Source organism: Aeromicrobium sp. P2_G6, from assembly GCF_056403535.1.
On the sequence record NZ_JBFUFH010000003.1, the window covers coordinates 24,899 to 46,338 of the forward strand.

Here is a 21,440-nt window from a genome sequence, read left to right on the forward strand (position 1 = left end):
ACTTGTGAGTAACCTCACATGCACCTGGCTCGTTGAAACGCCATGACGCTCTCCCGCCGTGCCCTGATCCAGTCCGGCGCCGTGATCGGAGGCGCCGCAGCGTTCACCGATCTCGCGCTGTCTCCCGCGGCGTGGGCCGTCACCGGGCAGTTGACCCCGCAGCACACCACGCTGGCCCGCACGCTCGTACGCGGGACTCCGGGTGCCGGCGGCTATGCCCCGGTCATCGTCAAGTCCGGTGAGCCGCACACGTTGCGCACCGACCTCGGAGGGACCGCCAACCCCGCGCGCACGTCGACCCGCTCGCCCGTGCTCGCCTTCGCCCACATGACCGACGTGCACCTCGTCGACGCGCAGTCGCCCATGCGGCTGGAGTACGTCGACCGGCTCGAGGACCAGTACTCGCCCGGAGACCCGATCCTCGGGCTCCTGTCGTCGAGCTACCGGGCGCACGAGATGCTCACGCTGCAGGTCGCCGAGTCGATGGTGCGGGCGATCAACGACGTCGAGGCCGCCCCGGTCAGTGGCACTCCGCTGGCGTTCGCGATCCAGACCGGCGACAACTCCGACAACTGCCAGCAGAACGAGTTCCGCTGGAACATCGACATCCTCGACGGCGGCAAGACGATCACCCCCGACTCGGGCAACCTGGCGCAGTACGAAGGTGTGTCCGACAACGTGACGTACGACCGTCACTACTGGCACCCCGACGCCCCTCCGCTGGGACAGAAGGCCGACATCTACAAGTCCGTCTTCGGGTTCCCGCAGGTCCCCGGTTTGCTCGGCGCCGCCCGCAAGCCGTTCACGGCCGAAGGCCTGGACATGCCCTGGTACACCGCGTTCGGCAACCATGACGGCCTTGTGCAGGGCAACTTCCCGCACTCACTGCCGCTCAGCCTCGTCTCGACGGGCCTCCTCAAGGTCATGGCGGTGACGCCCGGCGCCTCGCAGACCGACGTCCTCACGAGCCTCAAGTCGGCCGACCCCAACGTGCTGCTCGGCGCTCTCGGGGTCTCGTCGGTGCGCCTGGTGTCGCCGGACCTGAATCGGCGCCACATCAACCGGGCGGAGGTCGTCGCAGAGCACTTCAAGACCGCTGGCACACCGGTCGGTCACGGCTTCACGGCTCAGAACAAGGCCGAGAACACCGCCTACTACTCGTTCGACAAGGGCGACGTCCGCTGCATCGTGCTGGACTCGGTCAACCCGAACGGCTACGACACCGGCTCCCTCGACGGCAAGCAGATGACCTGGCTGACCAACCTGCTGGCGTCATCGACGGACATGTACGTCATGATCTTCAGCCACCACACGTCCGGCACGATGGACAACCCGCTCATCGCGACCGGCCTCGACCTGCAGCCTCGTGTGCTCGGCGAGGCCGTCGTCAGCCTGTTGCTCGCCCACCCCAACGTCGTCGCGTGGGTCAACGGTCATACGCACCAGAACCAGGTGTGGGCGCACGCTCGCCCGGACGGGTCCGGTGGGTTCTGGGAGATCAACACCGCGTCGCACATCGACTTCCCGCAGCAGTCGCGCCTCATCGAGCTCGTCGACAACAACGACGGGACGATCTCGATCTTCACGACGATGGTCGACCACGCCGGGCCCGCGGCATACGGTGGCGCCCTCAACGACCCCGTGGCGTTGGCCGGCCTCGCGCGCGAGCTCGCGATGAACGATCCGCAGCAGCGCACCTCGGCGCAGGAGGGCACGACCGCCGACCGCAACCTCGAGCTGCTGAGCCCGAAACCCGCGGGCGTCTAGCCTTCGACGGCAGCCAGCTGGCCGCAGGCGCCGTCGATGTCGCTGCCGCGGGTGTCCCGCACGGTCGTCGGGATGCCCTTGGCGATCAGGCGACGGACGAACTCACGCTCGTCCTCAGGCCGCGAGGCGGTCCACTTGGAGCCCGGTGTCGGGTTGAGCGGGATCAGGTTGACGTGCACCCAGCCCCAGTCGCCGTACGACTGGAGGACGTCGCCCAACAGGTCAGCGCGCCAGGCCTGGTCGTTGATGTCCTTGATCATGGCGTACTCGATCGAGACGCGGCGCTTGGTCTTCTGGGCGTACTCCCATGCCGCCTCGACGGCTTCGTGCACGGACCAGCGGGTGTTGATCGGGACGAGCTCGTTGCGCAGCTCATCGTCGGGTGCGTGCAGGGACAGGGCCAAGGTGACGGGGATGCCCTCGTCCGCGAGCTGCTTCATGCGCGGCACGAGGCCGACGGTGCTGACCGTGATGTTGCGCGCCGACATGCCGAGGCCGTCGGGGGTCGGCGCGACCATGCGGCGTACGGCGCCGATCACGGCCTTGTAGTTGGCCATCGGCTCGCCCATGCCCATGAACACGACGTTGGACAGGCGGCCGGGTCCTCCGGCCACCTTGCCGGTCGCCATGGCGCTCGCGCCGTCGACCACCTGGTCGACGATCTCGGCGGCGCTCATGTTGCGCTCGAGGCCGCCCTGACCGGTGGCGCAGAACGGGCACGCCATGCCGCAACCGGCCTGGCTGGACACACAGATCGTGGCGCGGTCGGCGTAGCGCATCAGGACCGACTCGACGAGAGCGCCGTCGAACAGCCGCCACAGCGTCTTGCGGGTCGTGCCCTTGTCGGCCTCGAGCGTGCGGACGGGGTCGAGCAGCGTCGGCAGCAGCTCGGCGACGATGCGGTCGCGGCTCGCCGCCGGCAGGTCCGTCATGTTGGCCGGGTCGCGCTCGAGGCGCGCGTAGTAGTGGTTGGCGACCTGCTTGACCCGGAACGCGGGTTCGCCCAGCGCCTCAGCGACGGCCGTACGCTCATCGGCGCTCAGGTCGGCCAGGTGCCGCGGAGGCTTGACGCGGCCGCGCTTCTGCTCGAAGACGAGCGGGAGCGGGTTCGGGTTGACGGAGGACACGTTCTCCATTCTCTCATTCAGGGCCCCATGCCCTGAAATCGTCGCGTCAACCACTCGGTGGTCGAGTGGGTCCGAGGTACGAGGACCCGTATCGAGACCACATCTCGTGAGGTCGAGTCGTTGCGCGAGCATGACGGCTCGCGGGGTCTCGATACGCCGCTTGCAGAGCAAGCTTGCTACTCGACCGGCGAGGACTCGGTTTGGCCAAGGACCGGCGCGACGTCCACTTCGACCTTGAGGGTCGACTTCTTCGCTTCGGTGAATATGACGCCCTTGACCGGTGGCACGTCGGCGTAGTCGCGGCCCCACGCGACCGTGACATAACGGTCGTTGACCCATTGGTCGTTGGTCGGATCGACCGCGAGCCAGCCACCACCGGGGATCCACACGGCCGCCCACGCATGCGTCGCGTCGGCTCCGACGATCCGCTCCTTGCCCGGTGGCGGGGTCGTCGCGAGGTAGCCGCTGACATAGCGGACCGCGAGCCCATGCGCGCGCAGGCAGGCGAGCGTGAGGTGCGCGAAGTCCTGGCAGACCCCGGCTCGCTTGTCGAGGATGTCGTCGATCGTCGAGGTCACGGTCGTCGCGGTCTTGTCGTACCTGAAGTCGGTGTGGATCCGGTGCATCAGATCGGTGACCGCATCCCCCAGCGGGCGCCCCGGCGTGAGCGACTCGGCAGCGTACGCCCGCGCCGCTGCCGTCTGGTCGACGAGCGAAGAGGGCAGCGCGAAGTCCTGCGCACGCCACGCGTCGGCCACGTCCTCGCACTGCATCGGCCGGGCCGACTCCCATGGCACCGCGAGCGTCGCCTGGTCGTACGACGGCGCGTCGACCTCGACCTCGCTGGTGGCGAGGATGTCGAGCACCCGGTGAGGAGAGGTCACCTGGAAGTAGGTCGCGGTGTTGTCGTAGTAGTCCAGGTCGGTCGTCGCATCGTCGGTCGCAGGGTCGAGCGTCAGCTCGTGCGAGGCGACGTGCTGCCACGGCAGCTCGCGCGGGACGAGGTAGGCGATCCCGAGGCTGTCGCTGACGTCGTCGTCGTACGAGTACGTCGTTCGGTGCGAGACGCGATATCTGGTCGTCATTCGGTCACCGTCGCGAAGCCGAACGAGCGCGGTGCGGGGCCTGCGGCGAAGTGCAGCTCGCCGACCGCGTCGGCGAAGCGCGTCAGCTGGGCCACATAGCCGTCGAGGAAGCGCTCGAGGTTGGGCCGGTGCTCACCCGAGATCGCCGTGAGGGCGGCGATGTCGGCGCGGTCGAGCTCGTCGGCGAGGTCGTCGAGCAGGCGCTCGGGACGGGTCGAACCTGTCGAGCCCGGCATCGCCGCGAGGTGCTCCCGCAGCTCGGCGATGCCGAAAGCGAGCGACCGCGGGTTGTCCGGGTCGGTCAGCAACAGCTCGAGGACGCCTGCGAGGCGTACGTATCCGCGGTAGCGCATGCGATGGGTGACGGCGCTCTCGGCGGCCGAGAGCACGGCAGTGTTGAGGTCGCGGTCGACGTCGAGGCCACGCCGGACCGTGGTCGTCGAGCGCAGCAGGTGGCACAGCTGCAGGCCGCGTTCGACGGCTCGTCCGGTCCCGATCATGCGCCAACCCGGATCGCGGATCATGTTGGCCGTCACACCCTGCAGCGACAGGATGCCGGTCAGCATCCGGCCGGCACTCTCGGCGACCTGGTGGCTGTAGTGATAGCTCTTGAGCGCCGCCGAGGCGCGATCGGTCGAGCTGAATGCCTGCCACGTGTCGGGCGAGAGCTGGTCGCGCACGCTCTGCGCCGCATCGCGCAGAGCGCTGATCGACTGGGCCACCGACCCCGGCCGGTGCGCGTCCAGCAGCAGCGAGCGGAAGTCCTCGTCGAGCTGGTCCGGCCCGAACGGCGACCCGCTGAGCCGGGCGATGGCACGCATCAGCACCGCAAGGCTCGCCCCTCCGGCGGTGTGCGGGCGCGACCGGAAGTCCTCAGCGCTCGCATGAGCCGTGAGCACGAGGCGGAGCATGTCCTCGGCCCGCTCGGCGTAGCGACCGAACCAGAACATGTCCTCCAGCACGCGTGGCACCATCGCCGCCGGCGCCCGTACGTTGGTCAGCGGCAGTACGTCCGTCAGCCCCTGGTCCGGGTCCTCGGGCTTGTCCTTCAGCACCCAGACGTCCTTGCTCGACGCCGGCCGGCCGGACTCGAAGACATTGGCCAGGCCGCCGATCAGCGGACGGTACGTCGACCCGTAGCGCAGGGTGAACGTCCGCAGCGTCAGGACCTGCGGGCGTACGCCACGGGGGTCGACGGTCGGGGACTGCGACAGCACGAGCGGTTCCTGGCCGACGTAACGGTGCGGCTCGGCGACGATCGCCGCCCACAGCTCGTCCTTGGGCACTCCCGCGAGGTCGACGGGATGGTCGATCGTCCGCACGACGAGGTCGTCGAGGTTGTCCAGCACGTACGCCTGGGAGCGCGGGTCACCAGTCCAGTAGGTCTGCACCGACGGCAGACGCAACGGCTCGTCGAGCAACATCTCGCACATCGCGGACAGGAACGGCAGGAGCGCGGGGTTCTCGAGCACCCCGGAGCCGAGACCGTTGACGACCCGCACATTGCCCCGGCGGACCGCCTCGGACAGGCCGGCGACGCCGAGCTGCGAGTTCTTGCGCAGCTCGAGGGCATCGCTCCACGCCGCGTCGACCCGGCGCAGGATCACGTCGACCCGCTCGAGCCGGCCGAAGACCCGCATCCACACTGCGCCGTCGCGCATGACCAGGTCGCTGCCCTCGACGAGCGGGAATCCGAGGCTCGACGCGACGAACGCCTGGTCGTACGCGGTCTCGGAGTGTGTGCCGGGCGAGAGCACGACGACGCGGGGGTTGGGGCTGCTGTCGGGTGCGGAGTCGATCAGGGTCGAGCGCAACGCCTGGAAGAACGGAGCCATCCGGTGGAGCCCGGCCTGGCGGTACATCTCGGGCATGACCCGCGAGATGACGCGACGATTCTCCATCGCGAAGCCGATGCCCGACGGTGCCTGGGCGCGGTCGGCGAGCACCTGCCACTCCCCTGCCGCGTTGCGCCCGAGGTCGGCGGCGGCCAGGAGCAGCGGCTGCGTGTCGGCCGTCGAGGCGCGGGCGGCGACCCGGAGGAAGCCTTCGTGCCCGAACACGATCGACGCCGGCAGGACACCGGAGGACAGCAGGCGCTGCGGGCCGTACAGGTCGACCAGGATCGCGTTGAGCAGCTCCGTGCGCTGTGCCAGCCCGATCTCGAGCTGCGCCCACTCGGCCGCCTCGATGATGAGCGGTATGGGGTCGAGCCGCCACGGGCCCGGCTCCTCCTCCGGCGGCGTGTAGGTGACCCCGTCGTTGGCGAGGAACCGCTCGATGTCGCCGCTGACCCGGCGCAGGTCGGCGTCGGTCAGCTGGACCGCGGTCTCGGCGAGCAGCTTCCAGCTGGCCCGCAGCGTGCCGTCCGGGCCGACCACCTCGTCGTAACGGGCCGGACCCGCCGTCAGTGTGGGCTGCGTGACCGCTGCGGAGTAGTCACGGAGCGCGGTCATCGGCGTGCCGCCGACATGATCAGCTGACCGGGACCAGCGTGTGCAGGATCAACCACGCGACCGGTGCCACGGCGATCAGGGAGTCGAGGCGGTCCATCAGGCCGCCGTGGCCGGGCAGCAGGTCACCCATGTCCTTGATGCCGAGGTCGCGCTTGATGAGCGACTCGGACAGGTCGCCGAGCGTCGCGAAGACGACACCTGCGATGCCGAGGATGATGCCGACCCACCAGTCGCCCTCGAGGGCGTACGTGATCGTCACGATGCCGGCCGCGACACCGAAGATCAGCGAGCCGGCGAAGCCCTCCCAGGACTTCTTGGGGCTGATCGTGGGCGCCATGGGGTGCTTGCCGAACAGGACGCCGGCGACATAGCCGCCGATGTCGGAGGCTGCCGTGGCGACGATGAACGCGACGATGCGCCACGGGCCGTCGTCCTCGATCAGCATCAGCACGACGAACGAGCCCATGAGGTAGAGGTAGCCGAGCACGAACACGCCGGCGCTGCTGTCACGGACGAAGCCCTCGGCGCCGTCGGACAACCGCCACACCAGCGTGCCGATGATCGTCAGCGCAAGGGCGACGGACGCCGTCTCCATGCCGCCCCAGTAGCTGCCGACGAGCATCGTCGTGCCGCCGGCCAGGACCGGCGCGACCGGGATCTTGATGCGCGCGGTCGAGAAGGCGCGGGTCAGCTCGAACAGGCCGATCGCGAGCGCGACCACCACGACCGCGATGAACGCTTCCTTCTGGATGAACAGCGTCGCCACGACGAGCCCGACGAGGCCGACGGCGACCGCGATCGACGCCGGGAGGTTGCGGCCGGCCCGGCTCGTCTTCTCGGCGACGGTGGGTGTCTCCGCCGACTCTGGGGTCTCGGCAGGAGACTCAGATGTCAAGGAGCTCTGCCTCTTTGTTCTTGAGCAGCTCATCGACCGTGTCGACGTGCTTCTTGGTCATCGCGTCGAGCCGCTTCTCGGCGCCGACGTTCTCGTCCTTGCTGATCTCGGAGTCCTTCTCGGCCTTGTCGAGCGCCTGCTTGGCGGCCCGGCGCAGGTTGCGTACGGAGACGCGGCCTTCCTCGGCCTTGGTCTTCGCCAGCTTGATGTACTCCTTGCGGCGGTCCTCAGTCAGCTCGGGCAGCGTCACACGCAGCACCTTGCCGTCATCGCTCGGGTTGACGCCGAGGTCCGACTCGCGGATCGCCTTCTCGATCGCCGGCTTGGCGCCGGCGTCGTAGGGCTGGATGATGACGGTGCGCGGCTCGGGCACCTGGAAGCCGGCGAGCTGGTTGAGCGGAGTCTGCTGGCCGTAGTACTCGGCGGTGATCTGGGCGAACATCGCCGGGTGGGCGCGGCCCGTGCGGATAGCGGCAAACTCCTCGCGGGTGTGCTCGACGGCTCGTGCCATCTTGCTGTCGGCGTCACGCAGGGTCTGGTCAATCACGATGTCTCCATCCGGTTCTGGGTCGGTCCGTACGCCTAGGCGGCGTGGACCAGCGTTCCGATCTTCTCACCACGGAGCACGCGGGCGATGTTGCCCTCGCCCTCCATGCCGAACACGATCATGGGGAGCTTGTTCTCCATGCACAACGCGAATGCTGCCGCATCGACGACCTTGAGCCCCAGGCGCAACGCGTCGTCGAACGTGATCTCGTCGAACTTGCGGGCGGTCGGGTCCGTACGCGGGTCGGCCGAGTAGACGCCGTCGACGCCGCTCTTGGACATCAGCACCGCGTCCGCGCCGATCTCCAGCGCACGCTGCGCGGAGACCGTGTCGGTCGAGAAGTACGGCATACCGGCTCCGGCACCGAAGATCACGACGCGCCCCTTCTCGAGGTGGCGGATCGCGCGACGCGGGATGTAGGGCTCGGCGACCTGGCCCATCGTGATGGCGGACTGGACGCGGGTCTCGATGCCCTGCTTCTCGCAGAAGTCCTGCAGCGCGAGGCAGTTCATGACGGTGCCCAGCATGCCGATGTAGTCGGCGCGCGAGCGGTCCATGCCGCGCTGGCTGAGCTCGGCGCCGCGGAAGAAGTTGCCGCCACCGACGACGATCGCGACCTCGACACCCTCGGCCACGGCCTCCGCGACCTGCTTGGCGATGCCGTTGACGACGTCCGGGTCGATGCCGATCTTGCCGCCGCCGAACACCTCGCCGGACAGCTTCAGCAGCACGCGCTTGAGCCCATGACCAGAGGCCGGAGCGTCGACTTCCTGAGCGTTGTCAGTGTCCACGTTCCGGCCTCCGATGTTGGTCGTGCGAGTGCTTGCCTTGAGCTTGTCGCGTGTCAGGCGCCGATCTCGATGTGCGCGAAACGCTTGAGCGTCACGCCGGCCTCATCGAGAAGAGCCTTGACGGTCTTCTTGTTGTCCTGGACGGACGCCTGGTCGAGCAGCACGGTCTCCTTGAAGAACCCGTTGAGGCGTCCTTCGGTGATCTTGGCGATGGCCTGCTCGGGCTTGCCCTCTTCGCGAGCCGTCGCCTCGGCGATCTCGCGCTCCTTGGCGACGACGTCGGCGGGGACCTCGTCACGCGTGAGGTAGCGAGGACGCATCGCGGCGATCTGCATCGCCACGCCGCGGGCGACATCGTGCGCCGCCTCGTCGCCCTCGAACTCCACCAGCACGCCGACGGCGGGCGGCAGGTCGCTGGCGCGACGGTGCATGTAGGTCGCGACGTTGCCGTCGAAGCTGGCGACACGGCCGAGCTCGATCTTCTCGCCGATGACGACCGCGAGGTCGGCGACGGCTTCGGCAACGGTCTTGCCGTTGTCGAGCGTCTCCGTCGCGAAAGCCGCGGCGTCGGCGGGCTTGACCTTGTCGGCCAGGACCGCCAGCTCCTCAGCCAGAGCGATGAACTGGTCGTTCTTGGCGACGAAGTCGGTCTCGGAGTTGAGCTCGACGATCGCGTTGCCGTAGTTGGCGACGAGCCCGGCCGAAGCCTCACGCTCAGCGCCACGCTTGGCGGCCTTGGCGGCGCCCGAGATGCGGAGCACCTCGATCGCCTTGTCGAAGTCGCCGTCAGCCTCCGTGAGCGCCTTCTTGGCGTCCATCATGCCGGCGCCGGTGGCGTCGCGGAGCTTCTTGACCTCTGTGGCGGTGATAGCCATGTTTCTCTTCTCGCTTCTCAGGTTGTCGTGTGTGCCGAGATCACTCGGCGGCGTCGGCGTCGACCTTCTCGGCAGCCTTCTTGGCGGGCGCCTTCTTGGCCGGAGCCTCGTCAGCGTCGGCCTTCTTGGCAGCCGGGGCCTTCTTGGCGGGCGCCTTCTTGGCGGGCGCCTCGTCGGCGGGAGCCTCGTCGGCAGCGGCAGCCTTCTTGGCAGCCGGGGCCTTCTTGGCGGGAGCCTTCTTGGTCTCAGCCTCGTCAGCCTTGGCCTCGTCAGCCTTCACGTCGGCGACGGGGACCTCGTCGGCAGCGTCGGCAGCCGGAGCGGCCGGCGCCTCAGCGGCGGGAGCGGCAGTGGCCTCGGTCGCCTCAGTGGCGGCCTCGGCGTCCTTCTTCTCCAGCAGCTCGCGCTCCCAGTCGGCCAAGGGCTCCTCGGCGCCGAGCTCGGCTCCGGGCTCCTCTTCGCCGGTCTTGCTGCCACCACGGGCGATGAGTCCCTCGGCGACGGCGTCGGCGATGACGCGGGTCAGCAGGCCGACCGAGCGGATGGCGTCGTCGTTGCCCGGGATCGGGAAGTCGACGTCATCGGGGTCGCAGTTGGTGTCGAGGATCGCGATGATCGGGATGCCGAGCTTCTTGGCCTCGTCGACCGCGAGGTGCTCCTTCTTGGTGTCGACGATCCAGACGGCGGACGGCGTGCGGCCCATGTCCCGGATGCCACCAAGGGTGCGCGAGAGCTTCGCGTACTCGCGGCTCATGCCGAGGAGCTCCTTCTTCGTGCGGTTGGATCCCGCGACGTCGTCGAAGTCGATCTCCTCGAGCTCCTTCATACGCTGAAGACGCTGGTGCATCGTCTGGAAGTTGGTGAGCATGCCGCCGAGCCAACGCTGGTTGACGTAGGGCATACCGACGCGCTTGGCCTGCTCCTCGATCGGCTCCTGCGCCTGGCGCTTGGTGCCGACGAACAGGATCGTGCCGCCGCGGGCGACGGTGTTCTTGACGAACTCGTAGCCGGCGTCGATGTAGGCGAGCGACTGCTGCAGGTCGATGATGTAGATGCCGTTGCGCTCGGTGAAGATGAATCGCTTCATCTTGGGGTTCCAGCGACGGGTCTGGTGCCCGAAGTGAACGCCGCTCTCGAGCAGCTGGCGCATGGTGACGACGGCCATGGTCGTATCTCCTTGTGGCACACGTGTGCCGTTCCTGGTTGTCTCACCGCCGGTTGACGGTGACCTGGCGCCTGTTCTCTTGACGTTCCAACTGTCCAGCGTTGCGGACAGACCAGGGCATCATCCGTATTCAGCTCTCGCGTCATACGGAAACAGGCGCGCGAATTCCACTTCCGAAAAAGTGGTTGGCCCCAGTCTAGGGCAACGGACCGTCCCGGAGGAAATCCACAAACCGCTGGTCCACGCGCGGTTGTCCCCAGCTCGTACGCCGGTCGGTGCGCAGCCCTGCGTCGCCGGTCTTGGCTGGTCCCATGCTCCGTCGAATCTCTGTCGCCACGCTCCTGCTGCTGCTCGTCGCGCCATCCGCTGTGCACGCGGGTGCCCCGGACCCGTGGACCTGGCCCCTCGACGACCATGCGGTCGGCGAGCGCTTCGATCCGCCGGTGACGGACTACGGTCCGGGTCACCGTGGCGTCGACCTGAGAGGGGGCACCGGAGACGCGGTCCGCGCGGTTGCTGCCGGCCGGGTGGTCTTCGCCGGCGAGGTCGGCGGGGTCGGCGTCGTCACGATCGACCACGGTCAGGAACGGTCGACCTACCAGCCGGTCCAACCACAGGTGAAGGTCGGCGACGCGGTGCGTCCGGGCCAGCGGATCGGCACGCTCCTCGGCTCACCGAGTCATTGCCCGGGTGCGTGCCTGCACCTCGGTCGCGTGGCGGGTGAGGACTACCTTGACCCGCTCGAGCTGCTCGGCGGTGGCCGGTTCCGGCTGATCGACCCGAAGGGCAAGCCGCCTGCTCCACCCGCCGGCGTCGGCGGTCATGGCCTGCAACGCCCGGTCGGCGGACCGATCACCTCGCCGTACGGCATGCGGGTCCACCCCATCACTGGCGAGCGCAAGCTCCACGACGGCACCGACTTCGGCGTCCCGTGCGGCACACCGGTCCACGCGGCTGCGGCCGGCACCGTGACCGGTCGGTCCAGCAGCGGCGCCTACGGCAAACGCGTCGTCATCCGCCATCGACCGGGATTCGAGACGTCCTACAACCACTTGAGCTCGCAGTCGGTGTCGGTCGGAGACCGAGTTACCGCCGGGCAGGTCATCGCCCGCTCCGGGACGACGGGCTTGTCGACCGGCTGCCACCTGCACTTCATGGTGCTCACGTCCGGCAAGCCCGTGAACCCCCAGGAGTTCTTGTAGCGACTCCCCCGCTGGGAGTGACGTTCAGGTCGCGACACGCCGCCATGCCCCGACGGAAACGTCACTCTCAGCGAGGGCTAGGCCCTGGGGTGAGCGAGCTTGTAGGCGGCTCTGAGGCGCTCGTTGCTGACGTGGGTGTAGATCTGCGTCGTGCCGAGCGAGGCATGGCCGAGGATCTCCTGCACGCTGCGCAGGTCTGCCCCGCCCTCGAGCAGGTGGGTTGCCGCGGTGTGCCGCAGGCCGTGCGGTCCCAGATCGGGAGCACCGTCGACAGCGGCGAGGCGTTCGTGCACGATGCGGCGTACGGCGCGCTGGTCGATGCGGCTCCCCCGCGTCCCGAGGAAGACTGCCGCACCGCTCGACTCCGTGGCGATCGCCGGGCGGCCGCGTCCGAGCCACAGCTCGATCGCCTCCGACGCCGGCAGGCCGTAGGGCACCGAGCGCTCCTTGCGTCCCTTGCCGAAGACGCGGACGACCCTGCGGCCACGGTCAAGGTCGTCGATGTCGAGCCCGACCAGCTCGCCGACCCGGATGCCCGTGGCGTAGAGCACCTCGAGGATCGCAAGGTCCCGAAGACCGCGCGGCCCGTCTTCCGCCAAGGACTCGACCGTCGCGTCGAGCAAAGCCCTGACCTCGGTCTCGCTGAGCGCCACGGGCAGCTCGCGGTGAGCCTTGGGGCTGGCCAGCAGCGCCCCGGCGTCCGCCGGCGCCCGGCCCGTTCGGGCGAGCCACAGGGTGAACACCCGCGCCGAGGTCGCCCTGCGAGCGATCGTCGTGCGCGCACGACCGAGCGTCTGCAGGTTGGCGAGCCAGCTGCGGAGCGTACGTATCGACAACCCGGCCGGGTCATGGACGCCGAGCCGCTCGGCGTGCATGGCCAGGCTCTCGAGGTCCGTGAGGTAAGCGCGCACCGAATGGGCCGAGAGGTCACGCTCGGCCCGCAGGTGCTGCTCGTAGGCGGCGAGGACCGCCGACCAGGCTTCGCCCGGTCCCTCAGACTCTGCTGTCATCGACACCAGTCTCGGCGTTTCAGGCGCTCGGCAGAGGTCGGCGCGCCGGTTTCACACCTGCGCGATCGCCCCGGCGAACGCATCGGAGCACCCGCAGGAGCCTCGACGGACCAGCTCGGTCGGCAACGCACGGGTTCCTGGCGGGATCGTGCCGCCGCCCAGCGCATCCATCAACAGCTGCGTGGCGACCTCGGCCATCTGCGTGATCGGCTGGCTCACGGTGGTGAGCCCCGGCCGCGTGTAGGCGGCGTACTCGATGCCGTCGAACGACACGACGGCCAGGTCCCGCGGAACGTCCAGCCCCATGTCGAACGCGGCGCGGAGGAGGCCCATCGCGGCGAGGTCGCTCGTGACGAACAAGGCGGTGGGTGCGTCTGGTCCTTCCAGCAACGCCGGCAGGGCGTCGTACCCGGCGCTGCCGCCGAAGGGTCGTGACAGCACCCGGCCCGGTTCGAGGTCGGCGTCGGCCAGCGCCTGCCGGAAGCCGGCGACCCGCTCCTTGGACACCGACACCGCCGGACCACTGAGGCACGCGATCCGGGTGTGGCCGTGCTCGATCAGGTGCCGGACGGCGTCTCGAGAGCCGTCGACGGATGCCGCGACCACGTTGGCGAACGCCGTCTCGTCGAGCGACCGGTCAAGCACGACGAGGGGTACACCGACCTTCGCGAACTCCATCTCCAGCACGTCATCCTCCGCCGTGGGAATCACGAGGATCCCCTCCACCTGCCGGTCCACGAACGCGTGAAGATAGCCGATCTCACGCTCCCCGGAATCTGCGGCGTTGCCGACGAGCAAGGGATAGCCGGATCGGTAGGCGACTTCCTCGACAGCGCGGGCCAACAGGGCGAAGTACGGGTTCGAGCTGTCGGGGAGGATCAGCCCGAGTGAGTGACCTCTGGCCATCCGAAGGGATCGGGCGACGGCGTTGGGACGGTAGCCGAGCTCGTCGATCGCCTGAAGAATTCTCGCCTGCGTCGCCGGCGCGACCTTTCGCGGCCCCCCGTTGAGGACGTAGCTCACAAGCGCTGGTGAGGTCCCTGCGCGACGCGCGACATCTGCCCTGGTCACCGCCATCGATGTCCATCCTCCTCAGCGTGAATTTCTCGTCCGGACATGCGCCACGTTATCGGCGCGACGCCCTGTCCGAGCAACGAACAAAGTTCTGAAAGTCCGCAGTGGGGTCTTGACGCGGGCCGAACAGCCGACGCAGACTACGCAATCAACACGTGTTGATTGTAGCCATCGCAACCGTCAACAGCCGAGAGCACAACCCCGAAAAGGACATCATGACCACTTCAATCCGGCGCACCGCCATGATCGGGATCGTCGCCACGACGAGCCTCACGATGCTGGCCGCATGCGGCCGCGGAGCCGACGACTCGAGCTCGTCGTCCAAGGACGAGTTCAAGATCGCGATCGCCACCCGCAACTTCACCAACCCCTACTGGGCGGCACTCCGAGACGGCGCGATCGCCGAGGGCAAGGCTCAGGGTGTCAAGGTCAACGTGCAGGCCGGCAGCAGCGAGACCGACGCGGACGGCGAGAACGCCAAGATCTCGACCCTGGCCAACCAGGGCTATGGCTGCTTCGGCGTCGTTCCGGTCAACGCGACGAATGTCATCACGCCTCTCGTGCCGGTCGCGAAGAAGAAGACGCCGATCCTCAACCTCGACACCCAGATCGATGCCGCTGCCTCCGAGAAGGCCGGCGTCTCGTACGCCTCGTTCATCGGCTCGGACAACTTGATGGCCGGCAAGATCGCCGGCGAGAAGATGCTCGAGGCGCTCGGCGGCAAGGGCAAGGTCGCGATCCTCCAGGGCATCGCCGGTGAGCAGAACGGCATCAACCGCAACAAGGGATTCAGCGACACCGTCGCGGGCAAGCTCGACATCGTGCAGCGCACCCCCGCTGACTACGAGCAGGACAAGGCCCTACAGGTCACCGAGGCACTGCTCAAGGCGCACCCCGACATCACCGGCATCTTCGCGGCGAACGACACGATGGGCCTCGGCGCCGCCCAGGCGATCAAGAACGCCGGCAAGGCCGACCAGATCAAGGTCATCTCGGTCGACGGCATCCAGGATGCGCTCAAGGCGGTCCAGGCCGGCACGCTCTACGGGACGATCACGCAGTACCCGTACGCCGAGGGCCAGCTCGCGGTCCAGGCGTGCATCGCGCTGCACGAGGGCAAGAAGATCCCCGCGCGCGTCGTCGCGCCGATCGCGTTCATCGACAAGGCGAACGCAGCCAAGCAGATCTCCTCGTTCCCGAAGCCGATCGAGCCGTTCGACAACCCGATCGAGAAGCTGATCGCGAAGTGAATCTCCTGATGAGCCGGGCGTCGACTGGACGCCCGGCTGTTGACCCCGAGCCGGAAGGCGAGGCCGCATCGAAGCGATCCCGTCGTCTGGACGCATCGACGCTGGCCGAGCTCGCCGCGCCGCTGGCCCTCGTGCTGGTCTGGCTCGCGTTCTTCATCGCGACGCCTGACTTCCTCACCGCCGACAACATCAGCGACCTGCTCGTCGCGTCATCGATCCTCGTGGTCCTGGCGCTGGGCCAGCAGTTCGCGGTCGTGGTCGCCGGCATCGACCTGTCCGTCGGCGCCAACCTGCCCTGGGCCGCTGCGCTGCTCGGCTACACCGTCAGCCACGGGCACTCCCTGGCGATCGGTGTCGCCGCTGCTCTGCTCGGCGGTCTGCTCGTCGGACTCGTCAACGGGTTCCTGATCGGTTACCTCGGCATGGTCGACTTCATCGTCACGCTCGGGACGCTCAGCGTGGTCAGCGGCATCACGCTGTTGCTGACCCAGGGCAACACCGTGGCCGTCTCGTCGAACTTCCTGCAGTCCATCGCCCTGGACGGCGCCGGGCCGGTGCGCTGGTTCTGGCTGATCGCGCTCGTCGGCGCAGTCGGGACCGCCTTCCTGCTGTTCCGAATGCGCGTCGGCACACATCTGCTCGCCGTCGGCGGCAACGCGGAGGGCGCCCGCGGCACCGGTATCCCCGTGCGGCGCGTGCGCATGTACGCGTACGCCGGCTCCGGGCTGTTGTGCGGTCTCGCCGGAGTCATGCTCGTCGCGCGCAACGGAGGCGCCGACCCGAGCCTGCAGACGAACTACCTCCTCAGCTCGATCGCCGCGGTCGTCCTGGGCGGCTCGTCCCTGTTCGGCGGCAAGGCGTCTGTGCTCGGGTCGGTGACAGGTGCGATCCTGCTGACCAGCCTGGTCAACGGGTTCACGATCCTGGGCATCTCGCAGTACTACCAACCGATCGCGGTGGGAGCCGTGGTCCTGATGTCGGCCCTGCTCGCGCGGGTCCGTGAGTGAGGACGACCATGACCACAACCACCACTGCGCCCATGTTGGAGGCGCGCCACCTGGTCAAGACCTTCAACGCCGTACGCGCCCTGGACGATCTGTCCATCACCATCGCGGCGGGCGAGGTCACGGCGATCGTCGGCGACAACGGCGCCGGAAAGTCGACGCTGGTGCGATGCCTGACCGGCGTCCACTCCCCCGACGACGGTGAGATCTTGTTCAAAGGCGAGCCCGCCAAGCTCAGCTCGCCCGAGGACGCCAGGTCCTTCGGTGTCGAGACGGTCTATCAGGAGCTCGGTCTCGTCGAGGACCTCACGGTCTGGCAGAACCTCTACCTGAACCGCGAGCTCACCAAGCCGATCCCGCTCCTCGGTGTGCTGGATCGCAAGGGGATGGTCCGCAAGAGCTCGGAGATCCTCGAACGACTCGACGTCAACGTCCCGTCCGTACGCACGACCGTCCGCCGCATGTCGGGTGGTCAGCGGCAGTCGATCGCCATCGCTCGGGCGGTCACGTGGGGCGAGTCCCTCGTCATCATGGACGAGCCCACCGCGGCTCTGGGCGTACGCGAGACCGCGGCCGTCGAGCGACTGATCCGGTCTCTGCGTGACCAGGGAGTCACGGTCCTGCTCATCAGCCACGACCTCGATCAGGTCATGCGGGTGTCGGACACCGTGGTCGTCCTCAGACGAGGGCGTGCCGTGGCCAGGCGGTCGGTCGGCGACGTCGACGGCGACCAGCTGGTCGGTCTCATCACGGGAACGATCTCCGGTGACGAGTGAGGCGGGCCGGCCACCGGCCATCGTGGTGGTCGGGTCGATCAACCTCGATGTCGTCGTGGAGCTGGCTCACCTCCCCGTGCCAGGAGAGACGATCATCGCCGAGCACGTCCGGCGCAACGTGGGAGGCAAGGGTGCCAACCAGGCTGTCGCGGCACGGCTCGCCGGCGCCGATGTCGAGTTCGTCGGCCGGGTGGGCGATGACGCTAACGCAGACGTCCTGAGGGACGGGCTCGAGGCGTACGGTGTCGGCAGCCGGCACCTGCACGAGGTCGATGGGGCGGAGAGCGGCGCTGCCTTCATCAATGTCGCGGACCACGACAACACCATCGTCGTGGTCGCCGGAGCCAACTGGTCATGGGAAAAGGCTCATGCCGAGACGGACGCGCTGGTCGCGGCCGCCGACGTCGTGATCTGCCAGCTCGAGATCCCGGACGAGACGATCGAGCGAACCGCCGGGCTCACGAACGGCCGCTTCGTGCTCAACGCAGCCCCGGCGCGCCCGATCTCCGACGAGCTGCTCGAGCGGTGCGATCCGCTCGTGGTCAACGAGCACGAGCTCGCCTTCCTCATCGGACGGAGGATCGCCAGCCCGACCGATGCCTTGGCTGCCCAGACCGAGCTCGTGGAGCGAGGGGCGCGCAGCGTCGTCACCACGCTGGGTCCCGACGGGGCTGCCTGGACCGGCCCTGACGAGCAGGGCATCCAGCCCGCGCCAACGGTGGACGTTCGTGACACGACCGGAGCCGGCGACGTGTTCATCGGCCACCTCGCCACCCGGTTGGCCTCGGGCGCGAGCCTGCGCCAGGCGGTCAGCTGGGCCACGGCCGCGGCGAGCTGGTCCGTCCAGGTGGCCGGAACCCACAGCTCGTACCCCGATCTCAACCAAGCGGCGGATGCACTGCACGTGCTGCCCGAGCCGACGTACTCCCCCCGATAGGAATCTGCATGCAACTGTCAGGACTCATCCACGCCGAGCTGGTGGGCGCGCTCGCCGGGCTCCGGCACACCGACCTGTTCGCGATCAGCGACTCGGGACTTCCGGTGCAGCCCGGCGTGCCGGTGATCGACCTCGGTGTCGTGTACGGCCTGCCCGGCTTCGTGTCGGTGCTCCGGCCCGTGCTCGACACCGTCGACGTCGAGGCCGCTTGGGTGTCGAAGGACATCGAGTCGAAGAACCCCGACATCCACCGCATCCTCGACGATCACGTGTCGCCGGAGCTCCTCGACCACGACGACTTCAAGAGCCGCATCGCCGCGTGTCGGTTCGTCGTACGTACGGGAGAGGCCACGCCCTACGCTAACGTGATCCTTCGGTCCGGAGTGCCCTGGTAGAACTCGTCAGCCCACATCCGCGCGCCGGGACAGCATCCACTCCGCCCCGGCCCGGATGACCAGGCCCCGACGCTCGAGCAGGTCGAGCGCCGCCCGCACCTCGCGGGTGCTGAGCCGGACCGTCAAGGCGATCTCGGAGACCTTGCGCGCCGTTGACCAGTCGAGCCCGTCCAGGGTGGTCTGGGCAGCGGGCGGCAACCGGTCGAACTCCGTGAGCGGCAGCGAGGGCTGCTCCTCCGATTCGGCCCCGAGGCCGGAGAGCTCCGCGACGATCTCGCGACCACTCGTCACGACGACGGCCTTGCCGGCACGGATCGCAGCGTGCACACCGGCCGACTGCTGGGAGGTGACCGGGCCGGGCAACGCCATTGTGGTGCGGCCGAGCTGGTCGGCCCAGTTGAGCGTGTTGAGCGAGCCGCTGCGCAGGGCGGCCTCGATCACCACGGTGCCCTGGGTCAGCGCCGCGATGATCCGGTTGCGGGACAGAAAGCGGTTCTTCAACGGCTTCTCCCCCGGCGCCTGCTCACTGACGACCACTCCGACCTCCGCGATCCGGGTGATCAGCGCGCCATGGGACTTCGGGTAGTCCAGGTCGGCACCGCACGCGAGAACTCCCGCTGTCGGTGCATTCATGAGGAACGCCCCACGGTGCGCGCAGCCGTCAACGCCGTAGGCCGCTCCGCTGATCACGGTCCACCCGGCATCGGCACAGTCGGCCGCCAGCTCCGACGCACACTCAGCGCCGTACGTCGTGCAGTCGCGCGCGCCGACGATCGCGACGCTCTGCTCGCACATCTCGGCGAGATGTCCCACACCGCGGAGCCAGAGCCCGACCGGCGCGCCGGTCGCGCCGTGCAGCGGCTCGATGTGGTCGAGGTCGGACAGCGACGGCGGCCACTCCTTGTCGCCCGGCGTGACCCAGCGCAGGCCGGCAGCCTTGGCTCGTGCCGCGGCAATCTCCGCCGTGCGGTCGAGCGCACGGCCTCGCTCGGCCCACGCCTCAGGGATCCGTGTCTCCGTCAGCCGGTGACGGCCCAGGATCGCCGCGAGGATTTCGGCCGGCTCATACGTCAGCAGCAGGTTGCGCAGGCGCGGGTCACCCGGCTCGACCACGAGGCTCAAGCCGAGTCGGTCCTGACGCGTCACGAGGCCTGCACCATGTCACGAAGCGCGCTGCCCAACGGCGTACCGCGCCTCAGTGAGAGCGCGGTGTCGACGTCGTCGCCGGTGGGGATGGGATGTCCGTGCAGGTCGGCGACGCTCCACGCCAGCCGCAGGATGCGATCAGCGGATCGGGCGTTGAGCTTGTTGGTGCGCAGCTGCTGGTCGACCAGGACGCGGCCCTGGTCGCTCACCGGCCAGTGCTTGCGCAGCTCGACTCCCGGCACCTCGCTGTTGAGCCGCCACGATGTTTCGCGCAATCGGTGTGCCTGCCGCTCGCGTGCCTCGGCGACGCTGACCGCGAGCTCGGCCGTCGACCGGCCGCCGGCGAGTGCGTTGGCGAGCTCAGGACGTGCCAGCGCTGACAGCGAGCGGTGGATGTCGATGCGATCGCGGATCGGCCCGGAGAGCCGGTCGGCATAGCGACGACGCATCAACGGCGTGCACCGGCATTGGTCGCTGACCGCAGAGCTGAGACCGCACGGGCACGGATTGGCGGCCAGGATGAGCTGGAATCGTGCCGGATAGGCCGCCGTCTGCGCCGCCCGGGACACGACGACATGACCGCTCTCGAGGGGTTGCCGCAACGCTTCGAGCACGTTGCTGGCGAACTCGGGCGCCTCGTCGAGGAACAGCACGCCGTGGTGTGCCAGCGAGAGCGCACCGGGACGGATCGCCTTGCTGCCACCGCCGACGATCGAGACTGCGCTCGCGGTGTGGTGCGGGTCGAGGAACGGTGGCCGCTGCAGAAGCGGCGCGTCACTCGGCAACACGCCGGCCACCGAGTGCACCGCGCTGACGGCGAGCGACTGCTCGTGCGTGAGGTCGGGCAACAATCCCGGCAGCCGCTGGGCCAGCATCGTCTTGCCGATGCCGGGCGGGCCTGTCATCAGGAGGTGGTGCCCGCCGGCCGCTGCGACGACGAGTGCCATCCGTGAGTCCTCCTGACCGGCGATGTCGGCGAGGTCGAGGTGGGACAGCCGGTCGGCCGAGGTCCACGACATACCCGGGATCTCGTCGAGCGGTGGCACCGGCGGGTCGTCGGGCTCCTCGCCGCCGGTCAGCAGCGCGACGGTCTGCCTCAGCGAGCGCACGCCGACCACCGAGATGCCGCGCACGAGCTCGGCCTCGGGCACATTGACCTCGGGCACGAAGACCCGGTCGAAGCCTGCGTCCAGGGCCGCCAGTGTCGCCGGCAGGACTCCGCGGATGGCTCGCAACCTGCCGTCGAGCGCGAGCTCTCCGAGGAACACCGAGCCCGCGAGCCGGTCTGCCGGCACGAGGGACTTGGCAGCGAACACCGCAAGCGCAATCGCCAGGTCGTAGTGCGAGCCGGTCTTGGGGAGGGTCGACGGGGCCAGGTTGATCGTGACTCGCTGGTCCGGCCAGGTCGTGCCGGAGTTGGACACCGCCGAGCGGCACCGGTCCCGCGCCTCGTTGACCATCGTGTCGGCGAGCCCGACCAGGACGGTCGCCGGCAGCCCGCCCGAGATGTCGACCTCGACCTCGATGGGCCGCCCCGAGAGTCCGTCGAGGGTCACCGAGTGCGTCGCGGCGGCCATCAGGCGACCCCGGCGATGCGATCGACGACCGGAGCACCACGAGGCGGCACGACGACCGAGACGATGTCGATGCGTACGCTCGGCGGCTGCACGTCGTGCACCTCGAGCCAATGCATCGCGAGCCGGCGCAGCCTCGTCGCCTTGTGTCCCGTGATCGCCTCGAACGGCCCGCCGTGATGGTTGCTCGTGCGGGTCTTGACCTCGCAGATCACGAGGGTCGAGCCGTCGCGGGCCACGATGTCGATCTCGCCGAATCGGCAGGTCCAGTTGCGGGCCAGCACGACCATGCCGAGCGCCTCGAGATGATCGGCGGCGATCCGTTCGCCGTAGGTGCCGAGGGCCTTGTTGCGCGCGTACGTCATCA

The 21,440-nt window shown here is 68.8% G+C and carries 20 protein-coding genes; 7 read left to right on the plus strand and 13 right to left on the minus strand.

Annotated elements, in window-relative coordinates; translation table 11 throughout:
* Positions 1-42: 42 nt before the first annotated feature.
* Positions 43-1,767 carry a TIGR03767 family metallophosphoesterase gene (locus AC1DVU_RS11105; RefSeq protein WP_476922502.1) on the plus strand — a complete coding sequence of 575 codons (1,725 nt, stop codon included), beginning with the start codon at positions 43-45 and terminating at the stop codon, positions 1,765-1,767.
* Here AC1DVU_RS11105 and rlmN read toward each other — a convergent pair.
* The 8 genes from rlmN to rpsB form a co-directional block, all read right to left on the minus strand.
* Positions 1,764-2,894, minus strand: coding sequence for a dual-specificity RNA methyltransferase RlmN (gene rlmN / locus AC1DVU_RS11110; RefSeq protein ID WP_476922503.1), 1,131 nt, complete (start codon positions 2,892-2,894; stop codon positions 1,764-1,766). The genes AC1DVU_RS11105 and rlmN overlap by 4 nt on opposite strands.
* Positions 2,895-3,070: 176 nt before the next feature.
* Positions 3,071-3,979, minus strand: a complete 909-nt coding sequence (locus tag AC1DVU_RS11115; RefSeq protein WP_476922504.1) for a transglutaminase family protein — start codon at positions 3,977-3,979, stop codon at positions 3,071-3,073.
* Positions 3,976-6,432 (minus strand): circularly permuted type 2 ATP-grasp protein, encoded by a 2,457-nt coding sequence (locus AC1DVU_RS11120; protein WP_476922505.1) that lies wholly within the window; start codon positions 6,430-6,432, stop codon positions 3,976-3,978. Before AC1DVU_RS11120 ends, AC1DVU_RS11115 begins: the two co-directional genes overlap by 4 nt.
* Before the next feature lie 19 nt (positions 6,433-6,451).
* Positions 6,452-7,327, minus strand: a complete 876-nt coding sequence (locus tag AC1DVU_RS11125) for a phosphatidate cytidylyltransferase (protein ID WP_476922506.1) — start codon at positions 7,325-7,327, stop codon at positions 6,452-6,454.
* Complete coding sequence (gene frr / locus AC1DVU_RS11130) at positions 7,317-7,871, minus strand: ribosome recycling factor (RefSeq protein ID WP_200955078.1); 555 nt, start codon at positions 7,869-7,871, stop codon at positions 7,317-7,319. The genes AC1DVU_RS11125 and frr overlap by 11 nt, the downstream gene beginning before the upstream one ends.
* A 38-nt stretch (positions 7,872-7,909) precedes the next feature.
* Complete coding sequence (gene pyrH / locus AC1DVU_RS11135) at positions 7,910-8,665, minus strand: UMP kinase (protein ID WP_476922507.1); 756 nt, start codon at positions 8,663-8,665, stop codon at positions 7,910-7,912.
* A 53-nt stretch (positions 8,666-8,718) separates the two neighbouring features.
* Entirely contained in the window at positions 8,719-9,540 is an 822-nt protein-coding gene (gene tsf, locus AC1DVU_RS11140; RefSeq protein WP_476922508.1) for a translation elongation factor Ts, read from the minus strand.
* 40 nt (positions 9,541-9,580) lie between these two features.
* The gene (gene rpsB, locus AC1DVU_RS11145; RefSeq protein ID WP_476922509.1) at positions 9,581-10,705 is read right to left on the minus strand and encodes a 30S ribosomal protein S2; all 1,125 of its coding nucleotides are present in this window, start codon (positions 10,703-10,705) and stop codon (positions 9,581-9,583) included.
* A gap of 311 nt (positions 10,706-11,016) precedes the next feature.
* On the opposite strand from rpsB, the gene AC1DVU_RS11150 reads away from it, so the two are divergent.
* A complete protein-coding gene (locus AC1DVU_RS11150) occupies positions 11,017-11,907 on the plus strand; it encodes a peptidoglycan DD-metalloendopeptidase family protein (protein WP_476922510.1) in 891 nt (296 codons plus the stop codon).
* 77 nt (positions 11,908-11,984) lie between these two features.
* On the opposite strand, the gene AC1DVU_RS11155 is transcribed toward AC1DVU_RS11150, so the two are convergent.
* Positions 11,985-12,917, minus strand: a complete 933-nt coding sequence (locus AC1DVU_RS11155) for a tyrosine recombinase XerC (protein ID WP_476922511.1) — start codon at positions 12,915-12,917, stop codon at positions 11,985-11,987.
* A gap of 51 nt (positions 12,918-12,968) precedes the next feature.
* Positions 12,969-13,994, minus strand: coding sequence for a LacI family DNA-binding transcriptional regulator (locus AC1DVU_RS11160; protein WP_476922512.1), 1,026 nt, complete (start codon positions 13,992-13,994; stop codon positions 12,969-12,971).
* A 212-nt stretch (positions 13,995-14,206) separates the two neighbouring features.
* Here AC1DVU_RS11160 and AC1DVU_RS11165 point away from each other — a divergent pair, with 212 nt between their 5' ends.
* The 5 genes from AC1DVU_RS11165 to rbsD are packed head-to-tail and all read left to right on the plus strand — an operon-like array spanning position 14,207 to position 18,353.
* A complete protein-coding gene (locus AC1DVU_RS11165; protein ID WP_476922513.1) occupies positions 14,207-15,241 on the plus strand; it encodes a sugar ABC transporter substrate-binding protein in 1,035 nt (344 codons plus the stop codon).
* Between the two features lie 8 nt (positions 15,242-15,249).
* On the plus strand, positions 15,250-16,248 hold the full coding sequence (locus AC1DVU_RS11170; RefSeq protein ID WP_476922514.1) for an ABC transporter permease: 999 nt from the start codon (positions 15,250-15,252) through the stop codon (positions 16,246-16,248).
* Positions 16,249-16,256: 8 nt separating this feature from the next.
* On the plus strand, positions 16,257-17,021 hold the full coding sequence (locus AC1DVU_RS11175) for an ATP-binding cassette domain-containing protein (protein ID WP_476922515.1): 765 nt from the start codon (positions 16,257-16,259) through the stop codon (positions 17,019-17,021).
* Positions 17,011-17,958: a ribokinase gene (locus AC1DVU_RS11180; RefSeq protein ID WP_476922516.1), complete on the plus strand. Its 948-nt coding sequence runs from the start codon at positions 17,011-17,013 to the stop codon at positions 17,956-17,958. Before AC1DVU_RS11175 ends, AC1DVU_RS11180 begins: the two co-directional genes overlap by 11 nt.
* 8 nt (positions 17,959-17,966) lie before the next feature.
* On the plus strand, positions 17,967-18,353 hold the full coding sequence (rbsD, locus tag AC1DVU_RS11185) for a D-ribose pyranase (protein ID WP_476922517.1): 387 nt from the start codon (positions 17,967-17,969) through the stop codon (positions 18,351-18,353).
* A 6-nt stretch (positions 18,354-18,359) separates the two neighbouring features.
* Here the strand turns inward: rbsD and dprA are convergent, their stop codons facing one another.
* From dprA to AC1DVU_RS11200, 3 genes are read right to left on the minus strand one after another with little or no spacing between them, the layout of a single operon-like run.
* A complete protein-coding gene (dprA, locus tag AC1DVU_RS11190) occupies positions 18,360-19,499 on the minus strand; it encodes a DNA-processing protein DprA (protein ID WP_476922518.1) in 1,140 nt (379 codons plus the stop codon).
* Positions 19,496-21,079 carry a YifB family Mg chelatase-like AAA ATPase gene (locus tag AC1DVU_RS11195; RefSeq protein ID WP_476922920.1) on the minus strand — a complete coding sequence of 528 codons (1,584 nt, stop codon included), beginning with the start codon at positions 21,077-21,079 and terminating at the stop codon, positions 19,496-19,498. Before AC1DVU_RS11195 ends, dprA begins: the two co-directional genes overlap by 4 nt.
* Complete coding sequence (locus AC1DVU_RS11200) at positions 21,076-21,438, minus strand: YraN family protein (protein ID WP_476922519.1); 363 nt, start codon at positions 21,436-21,438, stop codon at positions 21,076-21,078. The genes AC1DVU_RS11195 and AC1DVU_RS11200 overlap by 4 nt, the downstream gene beginning before the upstream one ends.
* Positions 21,439-21,440: the final 2 nt, after the last annotated feature.

Bases quoted from the DNA above. Each gene is read 5' to 3' on its own strand.
- AC1DVU_RS11200 (WP_476922519.1), bottom strand. From the start codon at position 21,438: ATGACGTACGCGCGCAACAAGGCCCTCGGCACCTACGGCGAACGGATC.
- tsf (WP_476922508.1), bottom strand. From the start codon at position 9,540: ATGGCTATCACCGCCACAGAGGTCAAGAAGCTCCGCGACGCCACCGGC.
- AC1DVU_RS11170 (WP_476922514.1), top strand. From the start codon at position 15,250: ATGAGCCGGGCGTCGACTGGACGCCCGGCTGTTGACCCCGAGCCGGAA.
- AC1DVU_RS11120 (WP_476922505.1), bottom strand. From the start codon at position 6,432: ATGACCGCGCTCCGTGACTACTCCGCAGCGGTCACGCAGCCCACACTG.
- AC1DVU_RS11115 (WP_476922504.1), bottom strand. From the start codon at position 3,979: ATGACGACCAGATATCGCGTCTCGCACCGAACGACGTACTCGTACGAC.
- AC1DVU_RS11165 (WP_476922513.1), top strand. From the start codon at position 14,207: ATGACCACTTCAATCCGGCGCACCGCCATGATCGGGATCGTCGCCACG.
- rbsD (WP_476922517.1), top strand. From the start codon at position 17,967: ATGCAACTGTCAGGACTCATCCACGCCGAGCTGGTGGGCGCGCTCGCC.
- AC1DVU_RS11150 (WP_476922510.1), top strand. From the start codon at position 11,017: ATGCTCCGTCGAATCTCTGTCGCCACGCTCCTGCTGCTGCTCGTCGCG.
- rpsB (WP_476922509.1), bottom strand. From the start codon at position 10,705: ATGGCCGTCGTCACCATGCGCCAGCTGCTCGAGAGCGGCGTTCACTTC.
- AC1DVU_RS11175 (WP_476922515.1), top strand. From the start codon at position 16,257: ATGACCACAACCACCACTGCGCCCATGTTGGAGGCGCGCCACCTGGTC.
- AC1DVU_RS11160 (WP_476922512.1), bottom strand. From the start codon at position 13,994: ATGGCGGTGACCAGGGCAGATGTCGCGCGTCGCGCAGGGACCTCACCA.
- AC1DVU_RS11155 (WP_476922511.1), bottom strand. From the start codon at position 12,917: ATGACAGCAGAGTCTGAGGGACCGGGCGAAGCCTGGTCGGCGGTCCTC.
- AC1DVU_RS11105 (WP_476922502.1), top strand. From the start codon at position 43: ATGACGCTCTCCCGCCGTGCCCTGATCCAGTCCGGCGCCGTGATCGGA.